We start from the raw sequence: 21,739 nt of genomic DNA, 5'->3' as shown, positions 1-21,739 counted from the left end.
ACCGTGCGCTGGAAGAGAAAGCTACCCACCCTCGCTGTAGCCAGCACCATGCTGGTGGCTACGGCACTGACCGTCATCGTCGACCGGGCCGACGCCGCCGACGTGCTCCTGTCCCACAACCGGCCCGCCACCTCCTCGTCGACCGAAAGCAGCGAATACGGTCCGGAGAACGCCGTCGACGGCAGCGCCACGAGCCGCTGGGCCAGCGTCGAAGGATCGGATTCGCAGTGGCTCCGCGTCGACCTCGGCTCGTCCGTCGCGATCAACCGGGTCAAGCTGACCTGGGAGGACGCGTACGGCTCGGCGTACCGGCTGGAGACCTCGCCGGACGGGACCGCCTGGACCACCGCCAAGACCGTAACCGGCGCGGACGGCGGGACCGACGACCACACCGGCCTCAGCGCGAACGGACGATACCTGCGCGTCTACGGCACCGCCCGCGGCACGTCCTACGGCTACTCGCTCTGGGAACTGGAGGTCTATGGCCCGGACGGCACCCCTGACCCCGGTGGCACCGACCACCAGGCCGAGAACGCCACGCTCTCCCAGGCTGCCGTCTTCAGCAACCATGCCGGATACACCGGGACCGGGTTCGTCGACTACACCAACGTCGTCGGTGGCTACATCGAATGGACCGTGACCGCGGCCGCGGCCGGCAGCCGGCCGGGCACCTTCCGCTACGCCAACGGCACCACCGCGGGACGGCCGCTGAGCATCGCGGTCAACGGCGTCACCGTGACGTCCGGGCTCGCCTTCAATTCCACCGGTAGCTGGAGCACCTGGACCGACCAGACGATCAACGTGCCACTCCAGGCCGGCGCCAACACGATCCGGGCGACCGCCACCACGGCGATCGGCGGCCCCAACATGGACAAGCTCACCCTGGGCACGGCGCCGACCGCCTCGCCCACCGCCTCTCCCTCGCCCAGCCCGACCGGTGGGACCACCTTCACGGTCGCCGCCGCAGGTGACATCGCCGACCAGTGCACCGCGAGCTCCAGCTCCTGCCAGCACCCGAAGACGGCCGCGCTCGTCACGGCCATGAACCCCGAGTTCGTCATCACCATGGGCGACAACCAGTACGACGACGCCCGCCTGTCGGACTTCCAGAACTACTTCGACAAGACCTGGGGCAAGTTCAAGTCGAAGATCCGGCCCGCGCCGGGCAACCACGAGACGTACGACCCGGCCGGTGAGTACGCCGGTTACAAGTCCTACTTCGGGCCGATCGCCTACCCGCAGGGCAAGAACTACTACAGCTTCAACCACGGCAACTGGCACTTCATCGTCCTCAACTCCAACAGCTTCGACGACGCCGCGCAGATCTCCTGGCTGCAGGCCGACCTCGCCGCGAACACCAAGGGCTGCATCGCCGCGTCCTGGCACCACCCGCTATACAGCTCTGGCGACCACGGCAACGACCCGGTGAGCAGGCCGATCTGGCAGATGCTCTACAACGAGGGCGCGGACCTGGTCCTCAACGGCCACGACCACCACTACGAGCGGTTCGGCCCGCAGAACCCCGACGGCGACGCCGACGCGAACGGCATCGTCGAACTGCTCGGCGGGATGGCCGGCGCGCCGCCCTACCCGATCGTCAACGTGCAGCCCAACAGCCTCAAGCGGCTGTCCGGGACGTACGGCGTCATCAAGCTGACGTTCACCGACAGCACCTTCTCCTCCCAGCTGATCGGGACCGACAGCGCGGTCAAGGACACGAGCCCGACCTACACCTGCCACTGATGTACATCACCGCCAACCGTCCGCCGGGACGGGCGCTGCTGCGCTCCGTCCCGGCGAACGTCCTCGCCCTCGGCATGGTCAGCATGGTCACCGACATCTCCGCCGAGATGGTCACCGCTGTCCTGCCGCTCTACCTCGTGCTCGCGCTCGGGCTCAACCCGTTGCAGGTCGGCGTGCTCGACGGCCTCCACTTCGGGGTGACCGCACTGGTCCGCCTCGCCGGCGCGCACGCCTCCGACCGCTGGCGCCACCGCAAACTCGTCGCCGCGAGCGGCTACGGCATCTCCGCCCTGGCCAAACTCGGTCTGCTGCTGGCCGGGACCTCGGTCGGCGCCCTCGGCGCCGTGATCACCGCGGACCGGGCCGGCAAGGGACTGCGGACGGCCCCGCGGGACGCGATGATCTCGTTGTCCACCCCGCCGGACCGGCTGGGGCAGGCGTTCGGCGTGCACCGGGCCATGGACACGCTCGGGGCCTTCCTCGGCCCGCTCGCCGCGTTCGGGGTGCTCGCCGCCACCGGCGGGTCCTACGACGCCGTATTCATGACCTCCTTCTGCGTCGCGGCGCTCGGGCTGGTGCTGCTCGCGCTCTACGTCCGCGACCCGCGCACCACCCTCGCGGCCGAGCCACCGCGGATCGGGACGGCCGTGCGCGCCATCGCCGGCGACCCCGCGTTCCGGCGGATCTGCGCCGTCACCGTCCTGCTCAGCCTCGTGACGGTCAGCGACTTCTTCGTCTACCTGCTGCTGCAGAAGCAGCTCGCGATGACGCCCGGCCTGTTCCCGCTGCTGCCGCTCGGCACGGCCGCGGTGTACCTGCTGCTCGCCGTGCCGCTCGGGCGCCTGGCCGACCGGCGGGGCCGCGTCGGGGTCTTCCTCGGCGGGCACGTCGCCCTCCTCGCCGCCTACCTGCTGCTCGCGGGTGCGGCGACCGGCATCGTGCTGCTGATCGCGGTCCTCGTGCTGCACGGCACGTTCTACGCGGCCACGGACGGCGTCCTGATGTCCGCCGCCGGACCGTTGCTGCCCGAGGCCCTGCTTACCAGCGGGATGGCCGTGCTCCAGACCGCGCAGGCGCTCGCGCGGATGGGTTCGTCGGTCGCCTTCGGCGCGCTCTGGACCGCCTGGGACGCCCGGACAGGCCTGCTCGTGATGGCGGGCGGGCTCGCGCTCTCCCTACTCGCCGCCCGGAAGGTGATCCTGTGAAACGTGCCCTGGTCCTCGCCGCGTCGATTGTGGCGCTCGCCGCGGTCGCGATCACCTATGCCGTGCTGGCCGCGGCCGATCCGTCGCCGGCCGGCGCGGCTCTCGACACCACCCGCTCGGGGCAGTTGCTGTTCCTCGACGCAGGCGGCCGGGTCGCGGCCGTGCCGTCGGACGACCCGGGCGCAGCCCGCACCGTCGGCGACCTGGACTGCCGGCGTTTCCACTCCTCCGGCGGGACGGCGGTCTGCCTGACGGCCGAGGTGCGCGGCGGCCTGCCCCGGACGAGCGCGCTGATTCTCGACAGCGAGCTGCGCGAGACGAACCGCCTCAACCTCGCAGGCGTCCCGAGCCGGGCCAGGGTCTCGCCCAGCGGCAGGATGGTGGCCTGGACGGTCTTCGTCACCGGCGAGTCCTACAACGCCACCGGCTTCTCCACCTGGACCGGGATCCTCGACACCAGGACTGGCTATCCGATCGTCAACATCGAGACGATCCCGCTCTACATCGACGGCAGGCGTCACCACGCCGCGGACGTGAACTTCTGGGGCGTCACGTTTGCCGCCGACGACAACCGCTTCTACGCGACGGTCTCCACGAAGGGCCGGACCTACCTGGTCGAAGGTGACTACGCCAAGTGGGAGGCGCGGACGCTGCGGAACAATGTGGAATGCCCGTCGCTCTCGCCGGACGGGACCCGGCTCGCGTTCAAGAAGCGGGTCTCGCCGTCGGCCGCCGAGCCATGGCGGCTGCACGTGCTGGACCTGGTCACGATGCGCGAGACCCCGCTGGCGGAGACCGCCAGCGTTGACGACCAAGCGCAGTGGCTGTCCGACAGCGAGGTCGCCTACGCGAGACCCGGCGCAGCGGGCGGCTCGGACATCTGGGCCGTTCCCGCCGACGGCTCAGGAAGCGCCCGGTTGCTCATTCCCGCCGCGTCCTCACCCAGCATGCCGATCCGCGTCGACGGGCCGTAGGCCGCGCCGGCTCTGTTGCATTGGCGGATCGGTGGACACGCCGGGCCGCGTCGGGGCTGTCTCGCCAACGGCTCTGGCTCACTTTCGGTGGTTGCATTCGGTAGTAGGCAGAGACGCCCCGGGACTGCCCTCATATGCTGGCGTTTCTCTGAGCTGGCCAGCTTCGGGGAAGGAGCTGCAACTGCAGCTCGCCGAGTGGCTGGACACGCTCGCAGCCTCCTGACCTGCGATGTCGTGCCCCGAGCGTGGCGCTCAGCGGCGAGTAGCCGGCCCAGGTACTGCACGAGTTCCCTGGGAACGTCGACCATGGCACGATATGCGATCACGCGGGGTCCTCACCGTGCGGGTGATCTTGTGGTGAGAACTACCTACCGAGGGCCCCACGCCCACTTCCAGCACCACCCGGTGTGTACGACTTGCCCGTGTCGCGCCAATCAACACCTTCGCGTTGCTGAGATCAACGCACAGATCGCTGTCGATGCTGCGTTTTCAGGTGGGACCACACGGCCTTGGTGGACGCCAGAGCGTAGGCCACGGCTGAGGGCCCCGCTCTCATGGGAGAGCGGGGCCCTGAACTCACGCCGCGACCACAGGACCTCGACAATCGCTGCAGGATCAGTGGCTCAGAGCGTGGTTTCGCCGTTGAGGCCGAAGAAGTCGTGCCATTTGGTGCCGCTGGTGAAGGTGGTGCCGGTGGAGAGTCCGACGTAGACGTCGTTGGTGTTGCCCTTGGTGAAGACGATGATGTCGTCTTTGCCGTCGCCGTTGACGTCGGCGAGGTAGGGGAACTCGCCCGTGATGCAGAAGAAGTCGTTCCATTTCACGGTGGTGCCTACGAATCCCGTGCCGTTGGAGACTGCGGCGTACACGTCTGCGTCGGCGTTGCAGGTGAACGTCACGATGTCGTCCTTGCCGTCGCCGTTGATGTCGCCTACTCGTGGTTGCTCGGTGCCGACGGCGAACAGGTCGTGCCACTTCTGTGGCTGGCCGAAGCCGGTGCCGTTGGAGAGTGCCACGATCACGTCTGCGGCCGAGGCGGGTCCTTGGGTGAAGGTGATGATGTCGTCTTTGCCGTCGCCGTTGATGTCACCCGCCGCTGGGTACTCGCCGGCGATGGAGAAGAACTCGTGCCACTTCACGCCTGGGCCGAACGAGGTTCCGGTGGACAGTGCCACGTAGACGTCACCTGCGGCGTCGTGGGTGAAGGTGATGATGTCGTCTTTGCCGTCGCCGTTGACGTCACCCACCGCGGGCACCTCGGCGCCGGGTGCGAACCAGTCGTGCCACTTGGTGGAGTTGGCGAAGGTGGTGCCGGTGGAGAGAGAGACGTAGACGTCGCCGAGCGTGCCGTGGGTGAACGCCACGATGTCGTCCTTGCCGTCACCGTTGAAGTCTCCGGAGAGCAGGGTCTCGCCGTTGAGGCCGAAGAAGTCGTTCCATTTCACGGAGGTGCCGGCGAAGGATGATCCGGTCGACGAGGAGACGTAGACGTCGTTGAGCGAGCCCTGGGTGAACGCCACCACGTCGTCGCGGCCGTCACCGGTGAAGTCCGTCGGCGAACCCGCCAGATACCGACCACCGGTCGACGACCCGCCGCAGTTGTCGCTGACCAGGTACTTCTGGTGGTATTGCCCGGGGTACGGCGCCAGCGACACCCCGTTGATCACGATCGTCTGTCCGACGCCGTTGTAGAGCTGCTCGTAGTGGACGTGCGGCCCTGACGAGTTGCCGGTGCTGCCCGTGATCCCGATTTGCTGGCCCTGCTGCACGTACGCCCCGTCGGGCACCGAATATGCGCTGAGGTGGAAGTAGTAGGTGGTCCAACCGCCGCCGTGGTCGATGACGATGTAGTTGCCAGCGCCGCTGGGCTCCGAGTGCCGTCGGGCGACGCCGGCGGCGGAGGCCACCTGCGGTGTACCCGCGGTGGCTCCTCCGTCGGCCCGCACGAAGTCCAAGGCCTGCCGGACCTCAGCGCTGTGGTGGTCGTAGGTCCACCGCTGCCCGCACGGGAACGGAGCCTTGAAGTTCGGTGCGGCGAGCGCAGGGGACGATGTCGCCACCGCTCCGGTCAGGACGCCCACCGCCAAGGTGAGTAGGACGGCCAGGACGCGACGCACCCCGGTCCTCGAATGCCGTGACATGTGAGGTGACTCCCGTCAGGAAAGTACTCGAACGGCCTGGATGTAAGCAGAGGCGCTCGCCGATGTGTCAAGTGCCGCCAGGAAGGGGTGAGACGGAGGGGTGACGATGTGCCGCCGGACCGCGACGGATCTCTGCGGGGGCGGCGCATCGTCGATGAGAAGTCAGCCGGCGCGGCGGAGGCGGCCGAGCATGCCGTTGAGGTCCTGAACGAAGAGTTCGTGGCGGAAGTAGTGGCCACCGGGGACCTCGCGCCACTCATGCGGGATGCCGGCGCGGCCGAGCGCGGCGCGGAACTCGCGCTGGCCTGCGAGCACCTGGGTCTCGTTGACGGTGTCGAACCAGTTGATCGGTTCGGGTGAAGTACCGGCGGCGAGGAAGATCCGCTTGTTGCGGTAGCTCTCGATACGCTGGATCGGGTTGTCGGCGTTGACCCGGGCCTCGTCCCAGAGGGGAGCGCCGTAGACGGTGCCGCCGCCGAGGTCCAGCGCTGCGGAGGTGGCGTTGGCCCAGTGCACGACGAGGCCGAAGTCCCGACGCAGGCTGGCCGGGCCGGAGTGTGAGCTCACCGAGCAGAAGTGGCCGTAGTACTTCGCGGTGTACTTGAGGGCGCCGAAGCCGCCCATCGAAAAGCCGGCGACGGCACGGCCGTTGTACTCGGGAAAAGTGCGGAAGTTCGACTCAATCCACGGAAGTAGCTGTGCGATGTGGAAGGTTTCCCAGTTGCGCGGACCGGTGTTGCTGTGCACGGGGTTGGAGTACCAACCGGTGGAGGCGTCCGGCATGACGACGATGATCTCCCTGCCGGCCGTCAGGTTGATGATGTTGTCCTGCATGTGGAAGGTCCGGAAGTCCGCGTTTCCGCCGTGCAGCAGGTACAGCACCGGATAGCGCTTGCCGCTGGTGTGGTAGCCGTCGGGCAGCAGCACGTTGACCGCAGGGTCCCACTCGATGGCGTCGGTGGCGAACCGGTAGTACTGCAGGCGGCCACCATTCTCGTTGCGGGCCACGATGCGCAGCCCGTGCCCGTCGCCGGCGGCGGACGCGGGCAGCGGCATGGCGAGCGCACCGGCGAACGCACCGGCGAACGTGCCGGCGGCGGCGACGCCCGCAGCGCCGGTGAGCAGCCGTCGACGACTGACGGGCCGGCGGACGGCAGGAATGTTGTCCATGGATCCTCCATTGGGTGAGGTCGCGCCGAACGGGCGAGAACTGCGGCGCGGAGTTTGCTGTCCAGCTGGACGGGTTCAGGGGGCGGTGGCGCCGTTGAGGCCGAGGTGATCGTGCGATTTCGGGCGGGGGTGAAGGCGGCGCCAGTAAAAGGTCTGACGTAGCCAAATTGGCGCTGCCCTCGACGAGGACGACGATGCCACCGTTGACCTCATTGGTCGTTCGTTGCGGCCGGAGCAGCTGAGGTAGGTGACAGCCTGGAGGTCGCCACCGGCGGGTGACGGATGCGCTGTGGCACGGGCGCCTCCTCGCGAAGCCCGAGAAATCGATTGCTGAGGAGTATCGCCAGGACCCCGACGACTGTCAATGGGTTGTGGAATCATCGCCCCGCCGGAGGGCGGCGGCGGTGCAGCGATTACTACTCACCGTGTCCACGGCTGCCACCTGAGTTATCTTGTTCCGCCGCTCCGACGGTGATGCTGGGGGCGTCCCGTGGTGGTTGGCGGTGGTCGGCCGAGCTGGTCGAGGGCGTGCGCAACGCCTGCTCATCCGATGTGGAGCGCGCGCTCGGCCTCGTCGTTCGAAGGCGATGATTTCATGCATCGCCACAAAGCGAGCCGGCGAGTATTGACAAAGATCGGTGTTCGCAGTTAACTCCAGCAATCGATTTCTCCCTGCTTCGAAGGTCGCTGCGAAGGGACACCGATGAGGCTCCGTAGACCCTCCTGGCTGGGCGCCGCCGCGGCGGCGCTGGTCATGACCGTACCCACGGCGGCGGTCGCCGCCCCGCGGGCCGTGACCGACGCCGCCGCAGCCGTCGCGGATCCCGCCGTCGCGGTCGCTGCGGACAAAGGACCGACTGGCTGGGACACCTACCGCCGGCTCGACCGGCTGCCGGAGCTGTCAGGCGGCACCCGGACCCGACAGTTCTCCAGCTTCGCGCGCGATGGCTCCAACGATGATGGGTTCGTTGGCACCTACTCCTGCCTGCGTCAGGCGAGCGGCTGCGTGCTCGCTGAGGACCGCGGCGCGGGGGAGGTGCAGTCAATCTGGTTCACCCGGGACGAGGGCAACGTCAGCGCCACCGGCTGGATCCGCATCGAGCTCGATGGGGTCGTCGTGGTCGACACGGGGTTGCAGAACCTCGTCGACGGCGGCCTCGGTTCCCCGTTCGTCGCGCCGCTGGTCAGCAACGCCGACCAGACCTCGGGTGGGGTCACCGTCAAAGTGCCGATGCCCTATCGGGACTCCATGCGGATCATCACCGAGCACAATCCGCTCTTCTACCACGTCACGTTCCGGGAGTTCGACGACGCGACAGGGGTCGTCCGGTTCGACCCCGCTGATCGGGCCACCGATGTCATCGACCTGTTGCGGGCCGCCGGCACCCGGGATCCCAAGCCGTCGCAGCCAGGAGCGACCACCGCGACCGCGACGGTCAATGTCCCCGCTGGCGGCCAGGCGAGCGTGGCCACGCTGACCGGGCCACGGGCCGTGACCGCGCTGCGGTTGCAGGTGCCCGACGGCGTGGCCACCGAATCGACCCTGTCCGGTCTGCGTTTGCGGATCTCCTTCGACGGCCGCACGACGGTGGACAGCCCGGTGGGTGAGTTCTTCGGCGGCGGGTTGGGTGAGCGCAGGGTCCGCTCCCTGATGTTCGGCATGGACGACGCGCCGGGTGGCTGGTACAGCGCCTGGTGGCCGATGCCGTTCCGGTCGACGGCGACCGTCGTGGTCGCCAACACCACCGGCGTGGCCGTCAGCGGCGTCCGTGCGGAGGTGACCTCGGCGCCGGGAACGCAGTGGACCGACGCGCTCGCCGCGGTCGGGCCCGCCGGCTACTTCACCACCCAGTCCCGACGGGCGGAGGCGGTGGGCGGCAGGGACTGGATCGTCGCCGACCAGTCCGGCCGGGGCCGGTTCGTCGGAATCTCGCAGACGATGCGTGGGCATATCATCGGCGGCAACACTCGCAACTACCTCGAAGGCGACGAGCGAGTGCACGTCGACGGCCAACCGACGCCGCACATCTACGGCACCGGCACCGAGGACTTCTACGAGTCCGGGTGGTACTTCAACCGCGGCGAGTACAGCGGGGTCTTCACCGGGAACACGGCGCACTTGTTCCGGTCGGGCGGATGCGTCGACGAGTGCGATGCCGCCTACCGCCTGATGATCGGCGACGCCGTGTCGTACGGCACCGAGTTGCGCTTCGGCATCGAGCACGGGCCGGCCAACGACATGGCGGCGGACTACGGCTCGACGGCGTTCCTCTACACGCAGCCGACCGTCACGTCCCGGCGTACCGACACCATCGTCACCGGAGACGCGACCAGCCGGACGAGCCACGCCTACACCGACTCGGCGACCGAGCACGCGCTGACGTCGAGCTTCGAGGGCGACGACGACGACAGCACCGAGACCGGCCAGGTCCGTAGCACCACCGCTGCCGTGGGATTCCGGATCTCGATCGACCCGGCCAACCAGGGTGTACGACTGCGCCGCCACGCCGACCAGTTCAGCGGCTACCAGCAGGCGGCCGTGTCGGTGGACGGCGTGCAGGCCGGTGTGTGGTCGCAGCCGCTGGGCAACGCCCGGCAGCGGTGGCTGGCCGACGAGTTCGTCCTGCCGGCGGCGCTGACCGCCGGCAAGTCCACGGTCACTGTGACGCTCACCCCCGCCGCAGGCGCCCCGGCCTGGACCGCGGCCCGCTACCAGGCCGACAGCGTCGTCGTTCCCTTCACCGATACCACCGCGCCCGGGGCGGTCACCGGCCTGGCGCTGACCGGCGGTCGGGTGCACGCCCTCAGCCTGTCCTGGTTGCCGTCGTCCGACAACGTCGGCGTGACCGGCTACCGGGTCTATTCGTCCAGGACGCCGGGCGTGGCGATCACGTCCGCCAATATGGTCGCCACCACGCGTGTCGCCTCGTTCCGGCACGGCCCGCTGCCGGCCGGGCAGACCCGCTACTACCGGGTCGTCGCCGTCGATGTCGCCGGCAACGCCGGGACGCCGTCGGCCGAGGTGTCGGCCACGACCCGGGCCCGCAACGTCAGCGACGCCAACGGCGACCGGCGTGACGACGCGATCGACTTCACCCGCGGCGCCAGCGCGGACGTGTTCACCGCGCTCTCCGCCGGCACCCGGTTCGTGCCGGACAGCCGGCCCTGGAACGACTTCTTCGCCATGGACGGGGAGATTCCGCTCACCGGCGACGTCAATGGCGACGGTCGGGCCGACCTCATCACCTTCGTCCGGGGCGTTGCCGCCGACGTCTACGTTGCGCTCTCCACCGGCTCCGGCTACTCCGCCGGCGTGAAGTGGCATGACTTCTTCGCGGTCGGCGCCGAGATCCCGGCGGTCGGCGACGTCAACGGCGACGGTCGGGCCGACATCATCACCTTCACCCGGGGCGACGCCGCCGATGTCTATGTCGCGCTCGCCACCGGCTCCGGGTTCGGCCCCGGCGTCAAGTGGCACGACCACTTCGCTGTGGGAACCGAGATGCCGGCAGTGGGCGACTTCAACGGCGACGGGCGCGACGACATCGTGACGTTCACCCAGGGCAGCACGGGTGACGCGTTCGTGTCCCTCTCCGACGGCACCCGCTTCGTCGAAGACGGGTGGAAGTGGCACGACAACTTCGCCATCGGCACCGAGCTGCCGGCGGTGGGCGATGTCAACGGCGACGGGCGCGACGACATCGTGGCGTTCACCCGCGGTGGCACGGGCGACGTGTTCGTGTCCCTCTCCGACGGCACCCGCTTCGTGCAGAACACCTGGAAATGGCACGAGTACTTCGCCGTCGGCGGCGAGCTGCCCGGGCTCGGCGACTTCAACGGTGACGGAAGGATGGACGTGGTGACGTTCACCCGGGGCACGACAGCAGACGTCTACGTCGCGCTGTCCACCGGCTCCGAATTCGGCTCCCGCGTGAGGTGGCACGACCAGTTCGCGCCGGGCACCGACCTGCCTCGGCCGAGCGTTCCGTGATGCGCGCGCTGCGGACCCTCGCGGTTCTCCTGCTCGGGGCGGCCCTCGTGGCCGCCCCGGCGGACCCCGCCAGGGCCGAGGACCCGATCCGGGTGGAGGCGGAGACACTGGGGGTCGTCTCGGCGACCGCGCCGGTGCAGGCCCAGACCGACTGCTGCGGGGTGAGCTGGTCCGGGGGCCGCCAGCTCTGGCTGCGGGCCGGCCGGGCCGGCGACTCGGTGACCGTCGCCCTGCCCGCGGTGCCGCCGGGCCAGTACGACCTCGGGGGTGTGCTGACCCGAGCCCAGGACTACGGGACGCTGCGGTTCACCGTCGACGGGGTGGCGATCGGCCAGCTCTTCGACGGGTACGCGCCCACCGTGCAGCGCACCGGCGCGGTGCCCCTGGGCTCGGTCTCCCTCGCGACCGGCAGCCACCGGCTGACGGTGACGGTGACCGGCCGCGCCGGCGCGTCGGCCGGCTTCTTCGCCGGCCTCGACACGATCACCCTGCGACGTGTCGGCCCGGTCGCGGCGGTGACCACCGTGCCGTACGAGACGGTGGGGGAGACGCCGACGCGCGGCGCCCTGACCCGGGTCTTCGACCCGGGCGCGGGCCAGCCGACGGCGTGGTACTACAACGACCACACCATTGTGAAGAATCAGCAGACCGGGGTCTGGCACGCCTTCGCGATCACCCACGCCGAGCCCGGCGCGCCGCAGGACGAGAAGTCCTTCGGCCATGCCACGGCGCCCACGCCCACCGGGCCGTGGACGAGGCAGCCGATGGCGCTGACCGCCGATCCCGCAGCGGGCGAGCACTGGATCTGGGCGCCGCACGTGGTCTACGACAACGGTGTCTACTACATGTTCTACGCGGCCGGCAGCCCGGACTACGCCAACTACCGGATGCATCTAGCGACCTCGACCGACCTGTTCACCTGGACCCGGAGCACGGCCAACCCGCTGTTCATCGACGGCTGGGAGGGCCGCGACCCGATGGTGACCCGGGTCGGCGACCGGTGGGTCATGTACTACACGGCGACCTCCACCCCGACCGGCGGCAATCACGTCGTGGCCTACCGCAGCAGCACCAACCTGCGGACGTGGAGCGCCCGGGCGATCGCCTACTCGTCGCCTCAGACCGGGCGGGCCGCGGGGCAGACGGAGTCGCCGTTCGTGGTCCGCCGGGGCGACTGGTACTACCTCTTCGTCTGCTGCGACGGCACCGACTACGGCGCCGCCTACCGGCGGACGGCCGTCTACCGCAGCCGTGACCCGCTGCGTTTCGACGGCGCCGACAAGGTGGCCGTGCTGGACGCGCACGCGGCCGAGGTCGTCGTGGACGGCTCGAACTGGTACCTGAGCCACGCCGGCTGGGGCCAGGGCGGGCTGTGGCTGGCCCCGTTGACCTGGTCGACGGGGGTGGTGGAGCGGGGCTACACGATGAGCACCGGCTTCCTACGGGCCGACGTGCGCACCTGGCCACAGGCCCGGATCGCTTCGCTGGCGGTGGACCCGGCGGGCGGCGGTTCCTACCGTCCCGCGCTCGACTCGTCGCACCGCGGCACCGGTCCGTACCTTGCCGTGGGCCGCTTCGACGTCACCGACCGGGCTGGCGCCCCGGCTCGCATCGACGTGTCGGCGGACGGGTCCCGGATCAACCTGGTCGGCATTCCCTTCGGCGACGAGCCGGTCACCGCCGACTGGTTGTTGACGGTGGCGCCGCGCTGGACCGGGCCGGCACTGCAGAGCGACATCGTGTGGTCGGTCAACAACTGGCCGACCGCGGCGGTGTGGGAGGTCGCGTTCAATGTCGACGGCGCGCTGCCGGCCGTCGGCGACCCGGCGGTGGAGGCCCGGGCCACCGGGGACGTCAGCGGGATGCCGCCCTGGACGATGAATACGGGCGACGGGCTGTCGGTGGTGGCGGTGCACCGCTGGGCGTCGGCCTGGCGCGGCGACAACACCTGGTACGACGCCGGCCACGCGATGGCCGCCTGGCAGCCGTTGTGGCGCTCGGGCGGCACGTCCTGGGCACCCGGCCAGTATCCGGGTGGCACGTGGCGGATCGCCGCGAGCGGAGCTCGGCGCGATGTCGCCTTCGCCGACGGGGCCTATACCGCGATCAACGCCGTTCCGTGAGTGGGCTCCGGGTCTTGACGGGGTAGCCAGAACTCCTCTTCGCTCTGGAATTCGACTTAAAGGGGGGTGTCGTGGGCAATCACGCGGTCGTCACCATGGCCGGCGTCACCAAGCGGTTCGGCGGCGTGGTCGCCCTGGACGGGGTCGACTTCGAGGTGCGGGCGGGTGAGGTGCACGCGTTGCTCGGCGAGAACGGGGCGGGCAAGTCGACCCTGATCAACGTCCTCTCCGGCGTCATCACCGACTACCAGGGCGAGGTGGCCGTCGGCGGCACACCGGTGCGGTTTGCGGGCCCGGCCGCCGCGCAGGCGGCCGGGATCGCGACTATCCACCAGGAGCTCGACCTGGTGCCCGCGCTGTCGGTGGCCGAGAACCTGGTCCTGGGACGCGAACCCCGCACCTGGCTGCGCACGCTCGACCAGCGCGCCGTTGTCCGCACCGCCCGGGAACAGCTCGGCCAACTCGGCGCCGACATCGACCCGCGCCGCCCGGTCGGCTCGCTGCGCGTCGGCGAGCAGCAGTTGGTCGAGATCGCCCGGGCGCTCTCGCTCGACGCCCGGGTGCTGATCATGGACGAGCCGACGGCGGCGCTCGCCGACGCCGAGGTGCAGCGGCTCTTCGCCACCATCGACGGCCTGCGGGCGCGGGGCGTGGGCATCGTCTACATCTCCCACCGGATGGAGGAGATCGAGGTCGTCGCCGACCGTTTGACGGTCCTACGCAACGGAGCCGTCGCCGGCATCGCCCGGCCCGGTGAGGTCGATCGTGGGCAGGTCATCTCGATGATGGTGGGCCGGGCGGGCGAGTCGCTGTTCGACGCGGGCGCGCATCCCCACCCGGACATCGGCCCTCAGACGGTCGACGGGGGCGACACCGGCGCAGAAGCCGGCATGGACGATGCGGGCCGGGCACCGCTGCTGGCGATCGACGGCCTTACCGTACGGCCCAGGAACCGCCGGCCCGGTCGCTCGGAGCCGGCCGCCGTGTCCCTCACCGTGCGCCCGGGTGAGATCGTCGGCCTGGCCGGCCTGATGGGGGCCGGCCGCACTGAATTGTTGGAAACCCTTTTCGGCGTCGGACCGAAGGGTCGACGCGCCGGGACCGTCCTGCTGGCCGGCCGCCCCTATGCTCCGCGCAGCCCTCGGGCGGCACTGCGTGCCGGGGTCGGCTTCGTGCCCGAGGACCGGCGGGGAGCCGCGCTCGTCCTCGGACACCCCGTCAGCCGCAGCATCGTGCTGACGGCCCTTCGCACGGTGACGACGGCGGGGGTGGTGAGGCGGCGGCGAGAGCGTGCCGCGGTGCGGCAGAAAATCGCCGAACTTTCGATCAAGACGCCCTCGCCGGTGGCGCCGGTCGGTGCGCTCTCCGGCGGCAACCAGCAGAAGGTCGTCTTCGCCCGGCAACTGCTCGCCGAGCCGCGGCTGCTGCTGCTGGACGAGCCGACCCGCGGGGTCGACGTCGGGGCGAAGGCCGAGATCTACCGGTTGCTGCGCCGCCTCGCCGACGACGGGATGGGCATCCTGCTCGCCTCCTCGGAACTGCCCGAACTGCTCGGTGTTTGCGACCGGGTGGTGGTGCTTCGCCGGGGGCGCTCGGTGGCCGACCTCAAGACGGACTGCTGCACCGGCGAGGACATCCTCACGGCGGCGATGGGCGGCACTCCCGCCGGAAGGGAAGCACGATGACCGGCACGGGTGTGTCAACGCCGGAGCCCACCGGGGTCAAGGGGCCGCCCGTCACCGGCGGCGTGGGCGAGAGCGTACGACGGTGGTTCCGTCGCCCGCGCAGCCGGCGGGAGCTGGTCGACCGTCTCTTCGCCGCACAGAGCTTCTTCGCGTTGCTGGTCGTCTTCGCGCTGGCCATCGTCGCCTCGCCCAGCCGTAACGGTGAGGTCCTCTTCCTGTCCACCGGCAACCTCGGCAACATCGTGCGCGCGGTGTCGGAGATCGGCATCATCGCGGTCGGCATGACCTTCGTGATCCTGCTGGGCGGCATCGACCTCTCGGTCGGGGCGATCCTCGGGCTCTCGGCCGTCGGTACGGCCACCCTCATGGTCGACTCCGGTCTGGGCATTCTGCCGGCGATCGCCGTGGTGCTGGTGATCGGCGCGGTGTTCGGCGCGGTGCAGGGATACGCGACCGCGCGGCTGGGCATCCAGTCGTTCATCGTCACACTCGCCGGCCTCCAGGTGGCCCGGGGCCTGGCCCGGATCTGGTCCGGTGGGCTCGGCATTCCAATCGCCTACGGCGACGGGCCGAAGGAGGCCCCGCCCGCCTTCGAGATCCTCAACGGCTCGATCAACGGGGTGATCCCGGTGCCGGCGGTGCTCTTCATCGCCGTCGGCGTCGCCGCGACCGTCGTGTTGCGCAAGACCGCGTTCGCCCGGCACGTCTACGCGATCGGCGGCAACGAGAAGGCGGCCCGGCTCTCGGGCGTCCCGGTCACCCGGGTCAAGGTCGCGGTGTTCGCTATCGCCGGACTCCTCGCGGCGGTGGCCGGCATTGTGCACGCGGGGCAGCTCAACCAGGGCAGCCCCAACGACGGGGCCGGATACGAGCTGGACGCCATCGCCGCGGTGGTGATCGGTGGCACCAGCCTGGCCGGTGGGTCCGGCTCGATGAGCGGGACCCTCGCCGGCGCACTGCTGCTCGGCATCCTCAACAACATCCTCGCACTCAACAACATCGACGCCAACGTGCAACTGCTGATCAAGGGCCTGGTGATCGTGGCCGCGGCCGCCCTGCAGAAGCTGCGGCGCAGCGTCGCCTGACCGATTCGACAACGGAGGATCCTCCCGTGCGTAAACGTTCCGCCCTTATCGCCCTGCTGGCCACCGGCGCGCTCGTCGCCGCCGTGGGGTGCAGCGTGGAGAAGAGATCCGACCAGGCCGGCTCCGGCGACGCCGCGAACTGCGGCTCCGGCAAGGAGTTCCTGATCGGCATGTCGCAGGCCAACAACGCCGAGCCGTACCGGCAGGTGATGAACAACGACGTGGAGACGGCGGCGAAAGCCGTTCCCGGCTTCAAAGTCGTCGTCGCCGACGCCGCGCAGGACAACAGCAAGCAGGTCGCCGACGTCGAGAACTTCCTCACCCAGAAGATCAACTTGCTGATCATCTCGCCGAACGAGGCGAAGCCGCTGACCGCCGTGGTCAAGCGGGCGTACGACCAGGGGATCCCGGTGATCGTGCTGGACCGCAAGGTCGAGGGGGAGGGGTACACGGCCTTCATCGGTGGCGACAACGTCGCGATCGGCCGGGCCGCCGGCGAGTACTACGCCAAGACGCTGCTGCCCCAGGGGGGCAAGGTGATCGAGATCGCGGGCCTGCCGGGTGCCACGCCCGCGGCGGAGCGCGCGAAGGGCTTCCGCGAGGGCATCGCGAGCAACCCGAAGATCGAGATCGTCGCCTCGCAGCCCGGTGATTGGCTGCGCGAAAAGGGACAGTCGGTGGCCGACGCGCTGCTCAAGGCACACCCGGATGTGGCGGCCATCTACGCGCACAACGACCCGATGGCCGAGGGCGCCTACCTCGCGGCCAAGGCTGCCGGGGTCGAGACGAAGATCAAGTTCACCGGCATCGACGCGCTTCCGGTGCCCTCCGGCGGGATCAAGGCCGTCGATCAGGGCCGGCTCGCCGCGACCTTCCAGTACGCCACGGGCGGTCGCGAGGCGGTGGACCTGGCCAAGCGGCTCCTGGTCGACTGCGCGAAGGATGTTCCGCGCTCGACGACGCTCGACACCATGCAGATCACCAAGGAGAACGCGGCCGAGGCGTACGCCAGGCTCGGCGGCGCCTGACCGACGACGGCCGCGCCCGCGTAGCCGCAGGGTACGCGGGCGCGGCGAGGCGGGCCGGCGGTGGCGCGGAGGGCGTCGGTCGGCCAGGTCGCAGCGACGGAAAGCAGCGGGAGAGGGCTTGATCCAGCATTCGACGACCGGCTCCGCCGGCATTAGGACATCGGTCGTGCTCGGTGTGGACATCGGCACCTCCAGTAGCAAGGGCGTCCTCGTCGACCTCGACGGGCGGGTGGTCCGCTCGCGCACGCTGACCCACCGGGTCGACCGTCCGCGGCCGGACTGGGTGGAGATGGACGGACGGCTCTGGTGGCAGGAGTTCGTCGACCTCGCCCGGGACCTGCTGGCCCCGGACGACGTGCGGGCCGTGGCGGTCGGGGTCAGCGGCATGGGCCCGTGCGTCCTGCTCACCGACGCCGATGGCAACCCGCTGCGGCCGGCGATCCTGTACGGCGTCGACACCCGGGCCACCCCGCAGATCGACCGGCTGAACGACCTCCTCGGCCCCGACGAGATCCTGCGGCGCTGCGGCTCGGCGTTGTCCAGCCAGGCGGTGGGACCGAAGCTCGCCTGGGTCGCCGACGCCGAACCCGAGGTGTTCGCCCGCGCCCGCCGGCTCTTCATGCCCAGCTCGTGGCTGGTGTACCAGCTCACCGGCCAGTACCTGCTCGACCACCACTCGGCCAGCCAGTGCACCCCGCTCTACGACACCGACTCGCAGCAGTGGCACCGGCCGTGGGCCGACCTGATCGCTGCTGAGCTGTCACTGCCGCCCCTGCGCTGGCCGGGAGACACCGCCGGCACGGTGACCGCCGAGGCCGCCGCCGCGACGGGTCTGCCGCGCGGCGTTCCCGTCATCACCGGGACCATCGATGCCTGGTCGGAGGCGATCAGCGTCGGCGCGCAGGACGTCGGCGATCTCATGCTGATGTACGGCACCACGATGTTCCTGGTGCACACGGTCCCGCACCGGCTGACCAGCCCGGCGTTGTGGGGCACGGTCGGCGCCCTGCCCGGCACCCGCAACCTGGCCGGGGGCATGGCGACCTCCGGCGCGATCACCGGTTGGCTGCACGACCTCTTCGAGGCTCCCGGCTATCCCGAGCTGCTCGATCGCGCCGAGCGGTCCGGGCCCGGGGCTCGGGGGCTGCTGATGCTGCCGTACTTCGCCGGCGAGCGGACGCCGATTCTCGATCCGCACGCCCGTGGCGTCATCGCGGGTCTGACCCTGTCGCACGACAGCGGCGACCTCTACCGGGCAGCCCTGGAGGCGACAGGTCTGGCAGTGCGACACAACATCGAGACGATGGAGGCGGCCGGGGGCGACGTGCGGCGTGTCGTCGCCGTCGGTGGCGGCACCCAGGGCGCGCTGTGGACCCAGATCGTCTCGGACATCACCGGCCGTGCCCAGCAGATTCCGACGCAGACCATCGGAGCCAGCTACGGCGCGGCCTTCCTGGCTGCCGGCATCGAACACGCGGTCTCCATCGACGCCTGGAACCCGATCATGGAGACCCGGAATCCGCGCGTCGAGTTGGCGGCGGACTACGACGAGTTGTACCAGCTGTACCACGAGCTGTATGCCGGCTCGCTGTCGGTCGCGCATGCGCTGGACGCCCGGCAGCGCCGCGTACCGGCGCCGCACCACCCCGCACCCGAAGAGTCAGCCGAGGGAGTCACCCTGTGAACACGTACGCCATGCCCGTGCTGGTGGAGCCGCCGGTCGCCGCCCCGCGCACCGTCTACACGGTTGCCAGCGGCGACCTGCGGCCCAGCGCGAACGTCACCTGCTGGCCGACCCAGCGCAAGCTTGAGGACGACCTCGCCGCCGCGGTGACAGCACTGGGATGGCGGGTCGAGCGCGGCCACGCGGCCGACCCGGCCGCCGGTCACGGGTTCATCGACAGCCAGCGCGCCGGGATCGAGGTCTTCAAGACGATCCCGCTGGACGCCCCGCTCATCGTGGTCGAGGCGGTCTGGCAGTACAGCCACCACGTGCTGGCCGGCCTGCGGCGGCACCGCGGGCCGATCCTGCTGGTGGCCAACTGGAGCGGCGAGTTCCCCGGTCTGGTCGGCCTGCTCAACCTCGCCGGCAGCCTGACCAAGGCGGGGGTGCGCTACTCGGCGTTGTGGAGCGAGGACTTCACCGACGCGTGGGCCCGTGACGGGCTGAGCAGCTGGCTGGAGGCCGGCGAGCTGACGCACGACGAGAGCCACGTACGGGACCTGCCGGCGTTGTCCCCCGACCCCGAGGTCGCCCTCGGCGTCGCCCTCGCCCGGCAGCTCGTCGCCGAGCGGGCCATCATCGGTGTCTTCGACGAGGGCTGCATGGGCATGTACAACGCCATCATCGACGACGAGTTACTCAACCCGATGGGCATCTTCAAGGAGCGACTCTCGCAGAGCGCCCTAGTGGCGGAGATGGGACAGGTGCCCGACGCGGAGGCGCAGGCGGTACGGGCCTGGCTCGACGAGGCCGGCATGACCTTCCACACCGGCGATGACGAGGCCACCGAGCTGACCGAGGCGCAGTTGCTCACCCAGTTCAAGATGTATGTCGCGGCCCTGCGGATCGCCGACGACTTTGGCCTCGACGCGGTGGGCATCCAGTACCAGCAGGGCCTCAAGGACGTCGTCCCGGCCAGCGACCTCGCCGAGGGGCTGCTCAACAACGTGCAACGGCCCCCGGTGCACAGTCGTGACGGCTCCCGCGAGCTGTACGCGGGCGCGGCGCTGCCGCACTTCAACGAGGTCGACGAGGGCGTTGCCGTCGATTCCCTGGTCACGAACCGGATCTGGACGGCGATGGGGCTGGACCCGGCCACGACGCTGCACGACATCCGGTGGGGGGAACGGTACGGCGACGACTTCGTGTGGGTCTTCGAGATCTCCGGCTCGGTGCCGGCGTCCCACAACGGGGGCTACGACCGGTCCTACAGCATGCGTCAGCCGCCGATGTACTTCCCTCTCGGCGGCGGCACCCTGAGCGGCGTGTCGAAGCCCGGCGAGATCGTGTGGTCCCGGGTCTTCGTCATGGACGGCGTGCTGCACGTGGATCTCGGCCGGGGAACGGTGGTCGAACTGCCCGAGGCGGAGACCCGGCGGCGGCTCGACGCCACCACCCCGCAGTGGCCCATCATGCACGCGGTGCTGCACGGAGTCGGTCGCGACCAGTTGATGGCCCGGCACAAGGCCAACCACCTCAACGTGGTCTACGCGCCGGAGGCGGCCACCGCCGACCGGGCGCTGCGGGTCAAGGCCGCGCTCTTCGCCGAGCTCGGCATGCGGGTGCACCTGTGCGGTGACGTCCGGATCTGACCAGCGGGCGCGACGCCGCTCACCCCGACGTCGCGTCATCCGCCGTACGCCGGGCCCCAGAGCATACTTGCCGGGGCCCAGGCGACCGGCTCGAACTGTCCCGTACCCGCAGCTCGGTGGGGAGGACGACGGTCGAGGGCGCCTTTGCCGGATCGGCGATGCGTTCGGTGAGCATCACGGCGGCCGCCCGGCCGAGGTCGTAGGTGGGCTGGGCCACGGTGCTCAGCGACGGGCGGACCAAGTGCGCCCACGGGATCTCGTCGAAGCCGACGATGCCGCACCGGGCGGGCACGTCGACGCCGCGGTCGACCAGGCACTCCACCGCACCGACGGTCATCAGGTTGTTGGCGACGAAGACCGCGTCCGGCGGCTCGCTCGCGTCCAGCAGCGACGACATCGCCTGGTACCCGCCGTCCCTGCGGAAGTCGGCGTGTCGGACGAGCTGCTCGGAGACGGACCGGTCGCGCAGTCTCAGCGCCCGCTGGTAGCCCCGCAGCCGCTGGATGGCGGTGGAGATCCGACGGGGGCCGGTGATGCAGGCGACGCGGCGGTATCCATTGTCGATCAGGTGCGTGGTGGCCAACTCCGCGCCGTGGGTGTTGTCGACGAGCACCGTGTCCACCGCGATGCCGCGAGGCTGCCGGTCGATGACGACGACCGGGATGCCCGCCTCGACCAGGCGGTTGATCAACGTCGGTCGGCCCGACGGCGAGATGATGACCCCCGCCATCCGTTCGGCGAGCGCCGCCGCGACGTAACTCGCCTCCTTCTCGGGGTTCTCGTCGCCGTTGCAGAGGACGACGGAGAAGCCCGCCTCCTGCGCCACGTCCTCGACGCCTCGGACCATCGAGGTGAAGAAGGGGTTGCCGATGTCGGAGATGATGGCGGCCCACAGGCTGGTCCGGCTCCGACGCAGGCTCCGGGCTACGGCGTTGGGGCGGTACTCGAGTTCCTGTGTCGCCTGCCGAACCCGGGCGGCCAGCTCCGGGTCGACGGAGGCACGGCCGTTCAGCACCCGGGAGACGGTGGCAGGTGAGACCCGAGCCCTGCGGGCCACATCGTAGATGGTTGTCATCCGGCACCCCCGAGTCAATCTTCGCGCAGGGACCGCCCGTCGCGATAAGGCTTCCCACCTGATCCGGACCGGGCGAGGTCGACTCATCACCTGGGACCGCCCGCGATCCTATACGCGGTGGAATCGATTTCCGGGCTGAGGGGTCCTCGCCGCCCGGCGTGCGACCGACGCCGCCGCCGCGACGCCCCGGCCCATCGGCCACGA

At 70.1% G+C, this 21,739-nt stretch carries 13 protein-coding genes; 10 read left to right on the top strand and 3 right to left on the bottom strand.

Annotation, left to right across the window (positions count from 1 at the left end):
• Positions 1-3: 3 nt before the first annotated feature.
• The 3 genes from OG617_RS01790 to OG617_RS01780 are packed head-to-tail and all read left to right on the top strand — an operon-like array spanning position 4 to position 3,922.
• Complete coding sequence (locus OG617_RS01790) at positions 4-1,743, top strand: discoidin domain-containing protein (protein WP_405098114.1); 1,740 nt, start codon at positions 4-6, stop codon at positions 1,741-1,743.
• A complete protein-coding gene (locus tag OG617_RS01785) occupies positions 1,743-2,948 on the top strand; it encodes an MFS transporter (RefSeq protein WP_405098112.1) in 1,206 nt (401 codons plus the stop codon). The genes OG617_RS01790 and OG617_RS01785 overlap by 1 nt, the downstream gene beginning before the upstream one ends.
• The gene (locus tag OG617_RS01780; protein WP_405098110.1) at positions 2,945-3,922 is read left to right on the top strand and encodes a TolB family protein; all 978 of its coding nucleotides are present in this window, start codon (positions 2,945-2,947) and stop codon (positions 3,920-3,922) included. Before OG617_RS01785 ends, OG617_RS01780 begins: the two co-directional genes overlap by 4 nt.
• A 623-nt stretch (positions 3,923-4,545) precedes the next feature.
• On the opposite strand, the gene OG617_RS01775 is transcribed toward OG617_RS01780, so the two are convergent.
• A complete protein-coding gene (locus OG617_RS01775) occupies positions 4,546-6,027 on the bottom strand; it encodes an FG-GAP-like repeat-containing protein (RefSeq protein ID WP_405104066.1) in 1,482 nt (493 codons plus the stop codon).
• 198 nt (positions 6,028-6,225) lie between these two features.
• On the bottom strand, positions 6,226-7,233 hold the full coding sequence (locus tag OG617_RS01770; RefSeq protein ID WP_405098108.1) for an alpha/beta hydrolase: 1,008 nt from the start codon (positions 7,231-7,233) through the stop codon (positions 6,226-6,228).
• A gap of 703 nt (positions 7,234-7,936) precedes the next feature.
• On the opposite strand from OG617_RS01770, the gene OG617_RS01765 reads away from it, so the two are divergent.
• The 7 genes from OG617_RS01765 to OG617_RS01735 all read left to right on the top strand — a co-directional run bounded on the left by OG617_RS01765 (position 7,937) and on the right by OG617_RS01735 (position 20,460).
• A complete protein-coding gene (locus OG617_RS01765) occupies positions 7,937-11,224 on the top strand; it encodes a DUF2961 domain-containing protein (protein ID WP_405098106.1) in 3,288 nt (1,095 codons plus the stop codon).
• A complete protein-coding gene (locus OG617_RS01760) occupies positions 11,224-13,347 on the top strand; it encodes a glycoside hydrolase (protein ID WP_405098104.1) in 2,124 nt (707 codons plus the stop codon). The genes OG617_RS01765 and OG617_RS01760 overlap by 1 nt, the downstream gene beginning before the upstream one ends.
• A 71-nt stretch (positions 13,348-13,418) precedes the next feature.
• On the top strand, positions 13,419-15,032 hold the full coding sequence (locus tag OG617_RS01755) for a sugar ABC transporter ATP-binding protein (RefSeq protein WP_405098102.1): 1,614 nt from the start codon (positions 13,419-13,421) through the stop codon (positions 15,030-15,032).
• Positions 15,029-16,117, top strand: coding sequence for an ABC transporter permease (locus tag OG617_RS01750; RefSeq protein ID WP_405098100.1), 1,089 nt, complete (start codon positions 15,029-15,031; stop codon positions 16,115-16,117). Before OG617_RS01755 ends, OG617_RS01750 begins: the two co-directional genes overlap by 4 nt.
• 26 nt (positions 16,118-16,143) lie before the next feature.
• On the top strand, positions 16,144-17,145 hold the full coding sequence (locus OG617_RS01745) for a substrate-binding domain-containing protein (RefSeq protein WP_405098098.1): 1,002 nt from the start codon (positions 16,144-16,146) through the stop codon (positions 17,143-17,145).
• A 166-nt stretch (positions 17,146-17,311) separates the two neighbouring features.
• Positions 17,312-18,829, top strand: a complete 1,518-nt coding sequence (locus OG617_RS01740; RefSeq protein ID WP_405098096.1) for an FGGY-family carbohydrate kinase — start codon at positions 17,312-17,314, stop codon at positions 18,827-18,829.
• On the top strand, positions 18,826-20,460 hold the full coding sequence (locus tag OG617_RS01735; protein WP_405098094.1) for a fucose isomerase: 1,635 nt from the start codon (positions 18,826-18,828) through the stop codon (positions 20,458-20,460). The genes OG617_RS01740 and OG617_RS01735 overlap by 4 nt, the downstream gene beginning before the upstream one ends.
• A gap of 19 nt (positions 20,461-20,479) precedes the next feature.
• On the opposite strand, the gene OG617_RS01730 is transcribed toward OG617_RS01735, so the two are convergent.
• A complete protein-coding gene (locus OG617_RS01730; RefSeq protein ID WP_396675110.1) occupies positions 20,480-21,535 on the bottom strand; it encodes a LacI family DNA-binding transcriptional regulator in 1,056 nt (351 codons plus the stop codon).
• Positions 21,536-21,739 lie beyond the last annotated feature (204 nt).

Source organism: Micromonospora sp. NBC_01412 (assembly GCF_045040215.1).
Classification (GTDB): Bacteria; Actinomycetota; Actinomycetes; order Mycobacteriales; family Micromonosporaceae; genus Micromonospora; species Micromonospora rubida.
This window is presented reverse-complemented; position numbering and strand designations above follow the sequence as displayed.

Excerpts from the sequence above, each read along its gene's own strand:
- OG617_RS01750 (WP_405098100.1), top strand. The coding sequence starts at position 15,029 with ATGACCGGCACGGGTGTGTCAACGCCGGAGCCCACCGGGGTCAAGGGG.
- OG617_RS01730 (WP_396675110.1), bottom strand. The coding sequence starts at position 21,535 with ATGACAACCATCTACGATGTGGCCCGCAGGGCTCGGGTCTCACCTGCC.
- OG617_RS01765 (WP_405098106.1), top strand. The coding sequence starts at position 7,937 with ATGAGGCTCCGTAGACCCTCCTGGCTGGGCGCCGCCGCGGCGGCGCTG.
- OG617_RS01770 (WP_405098108.1), bottom strand. The coding sequence starts at position 7,233 with ATGGACAACATTCCTGCCGTCCGCCGGCCCGTCAGTCGTCGACGGCTG.
- OG617_RS01785 (WP_405098112.1), top strand. The coding sequence starts at position 1,743 with ATGTACATCACCGCCAACCGTCCGCCGGGACGGGCGCTGCTGCGCTCC.
- OG617_RS01760 (WP_405098104.1), top strand. The coding sequence starts at position 11,224 with ATGCGCGCGCTGCGGACCCTCGCGGTTCTCCTGCTCGGGGCGGCCCTC.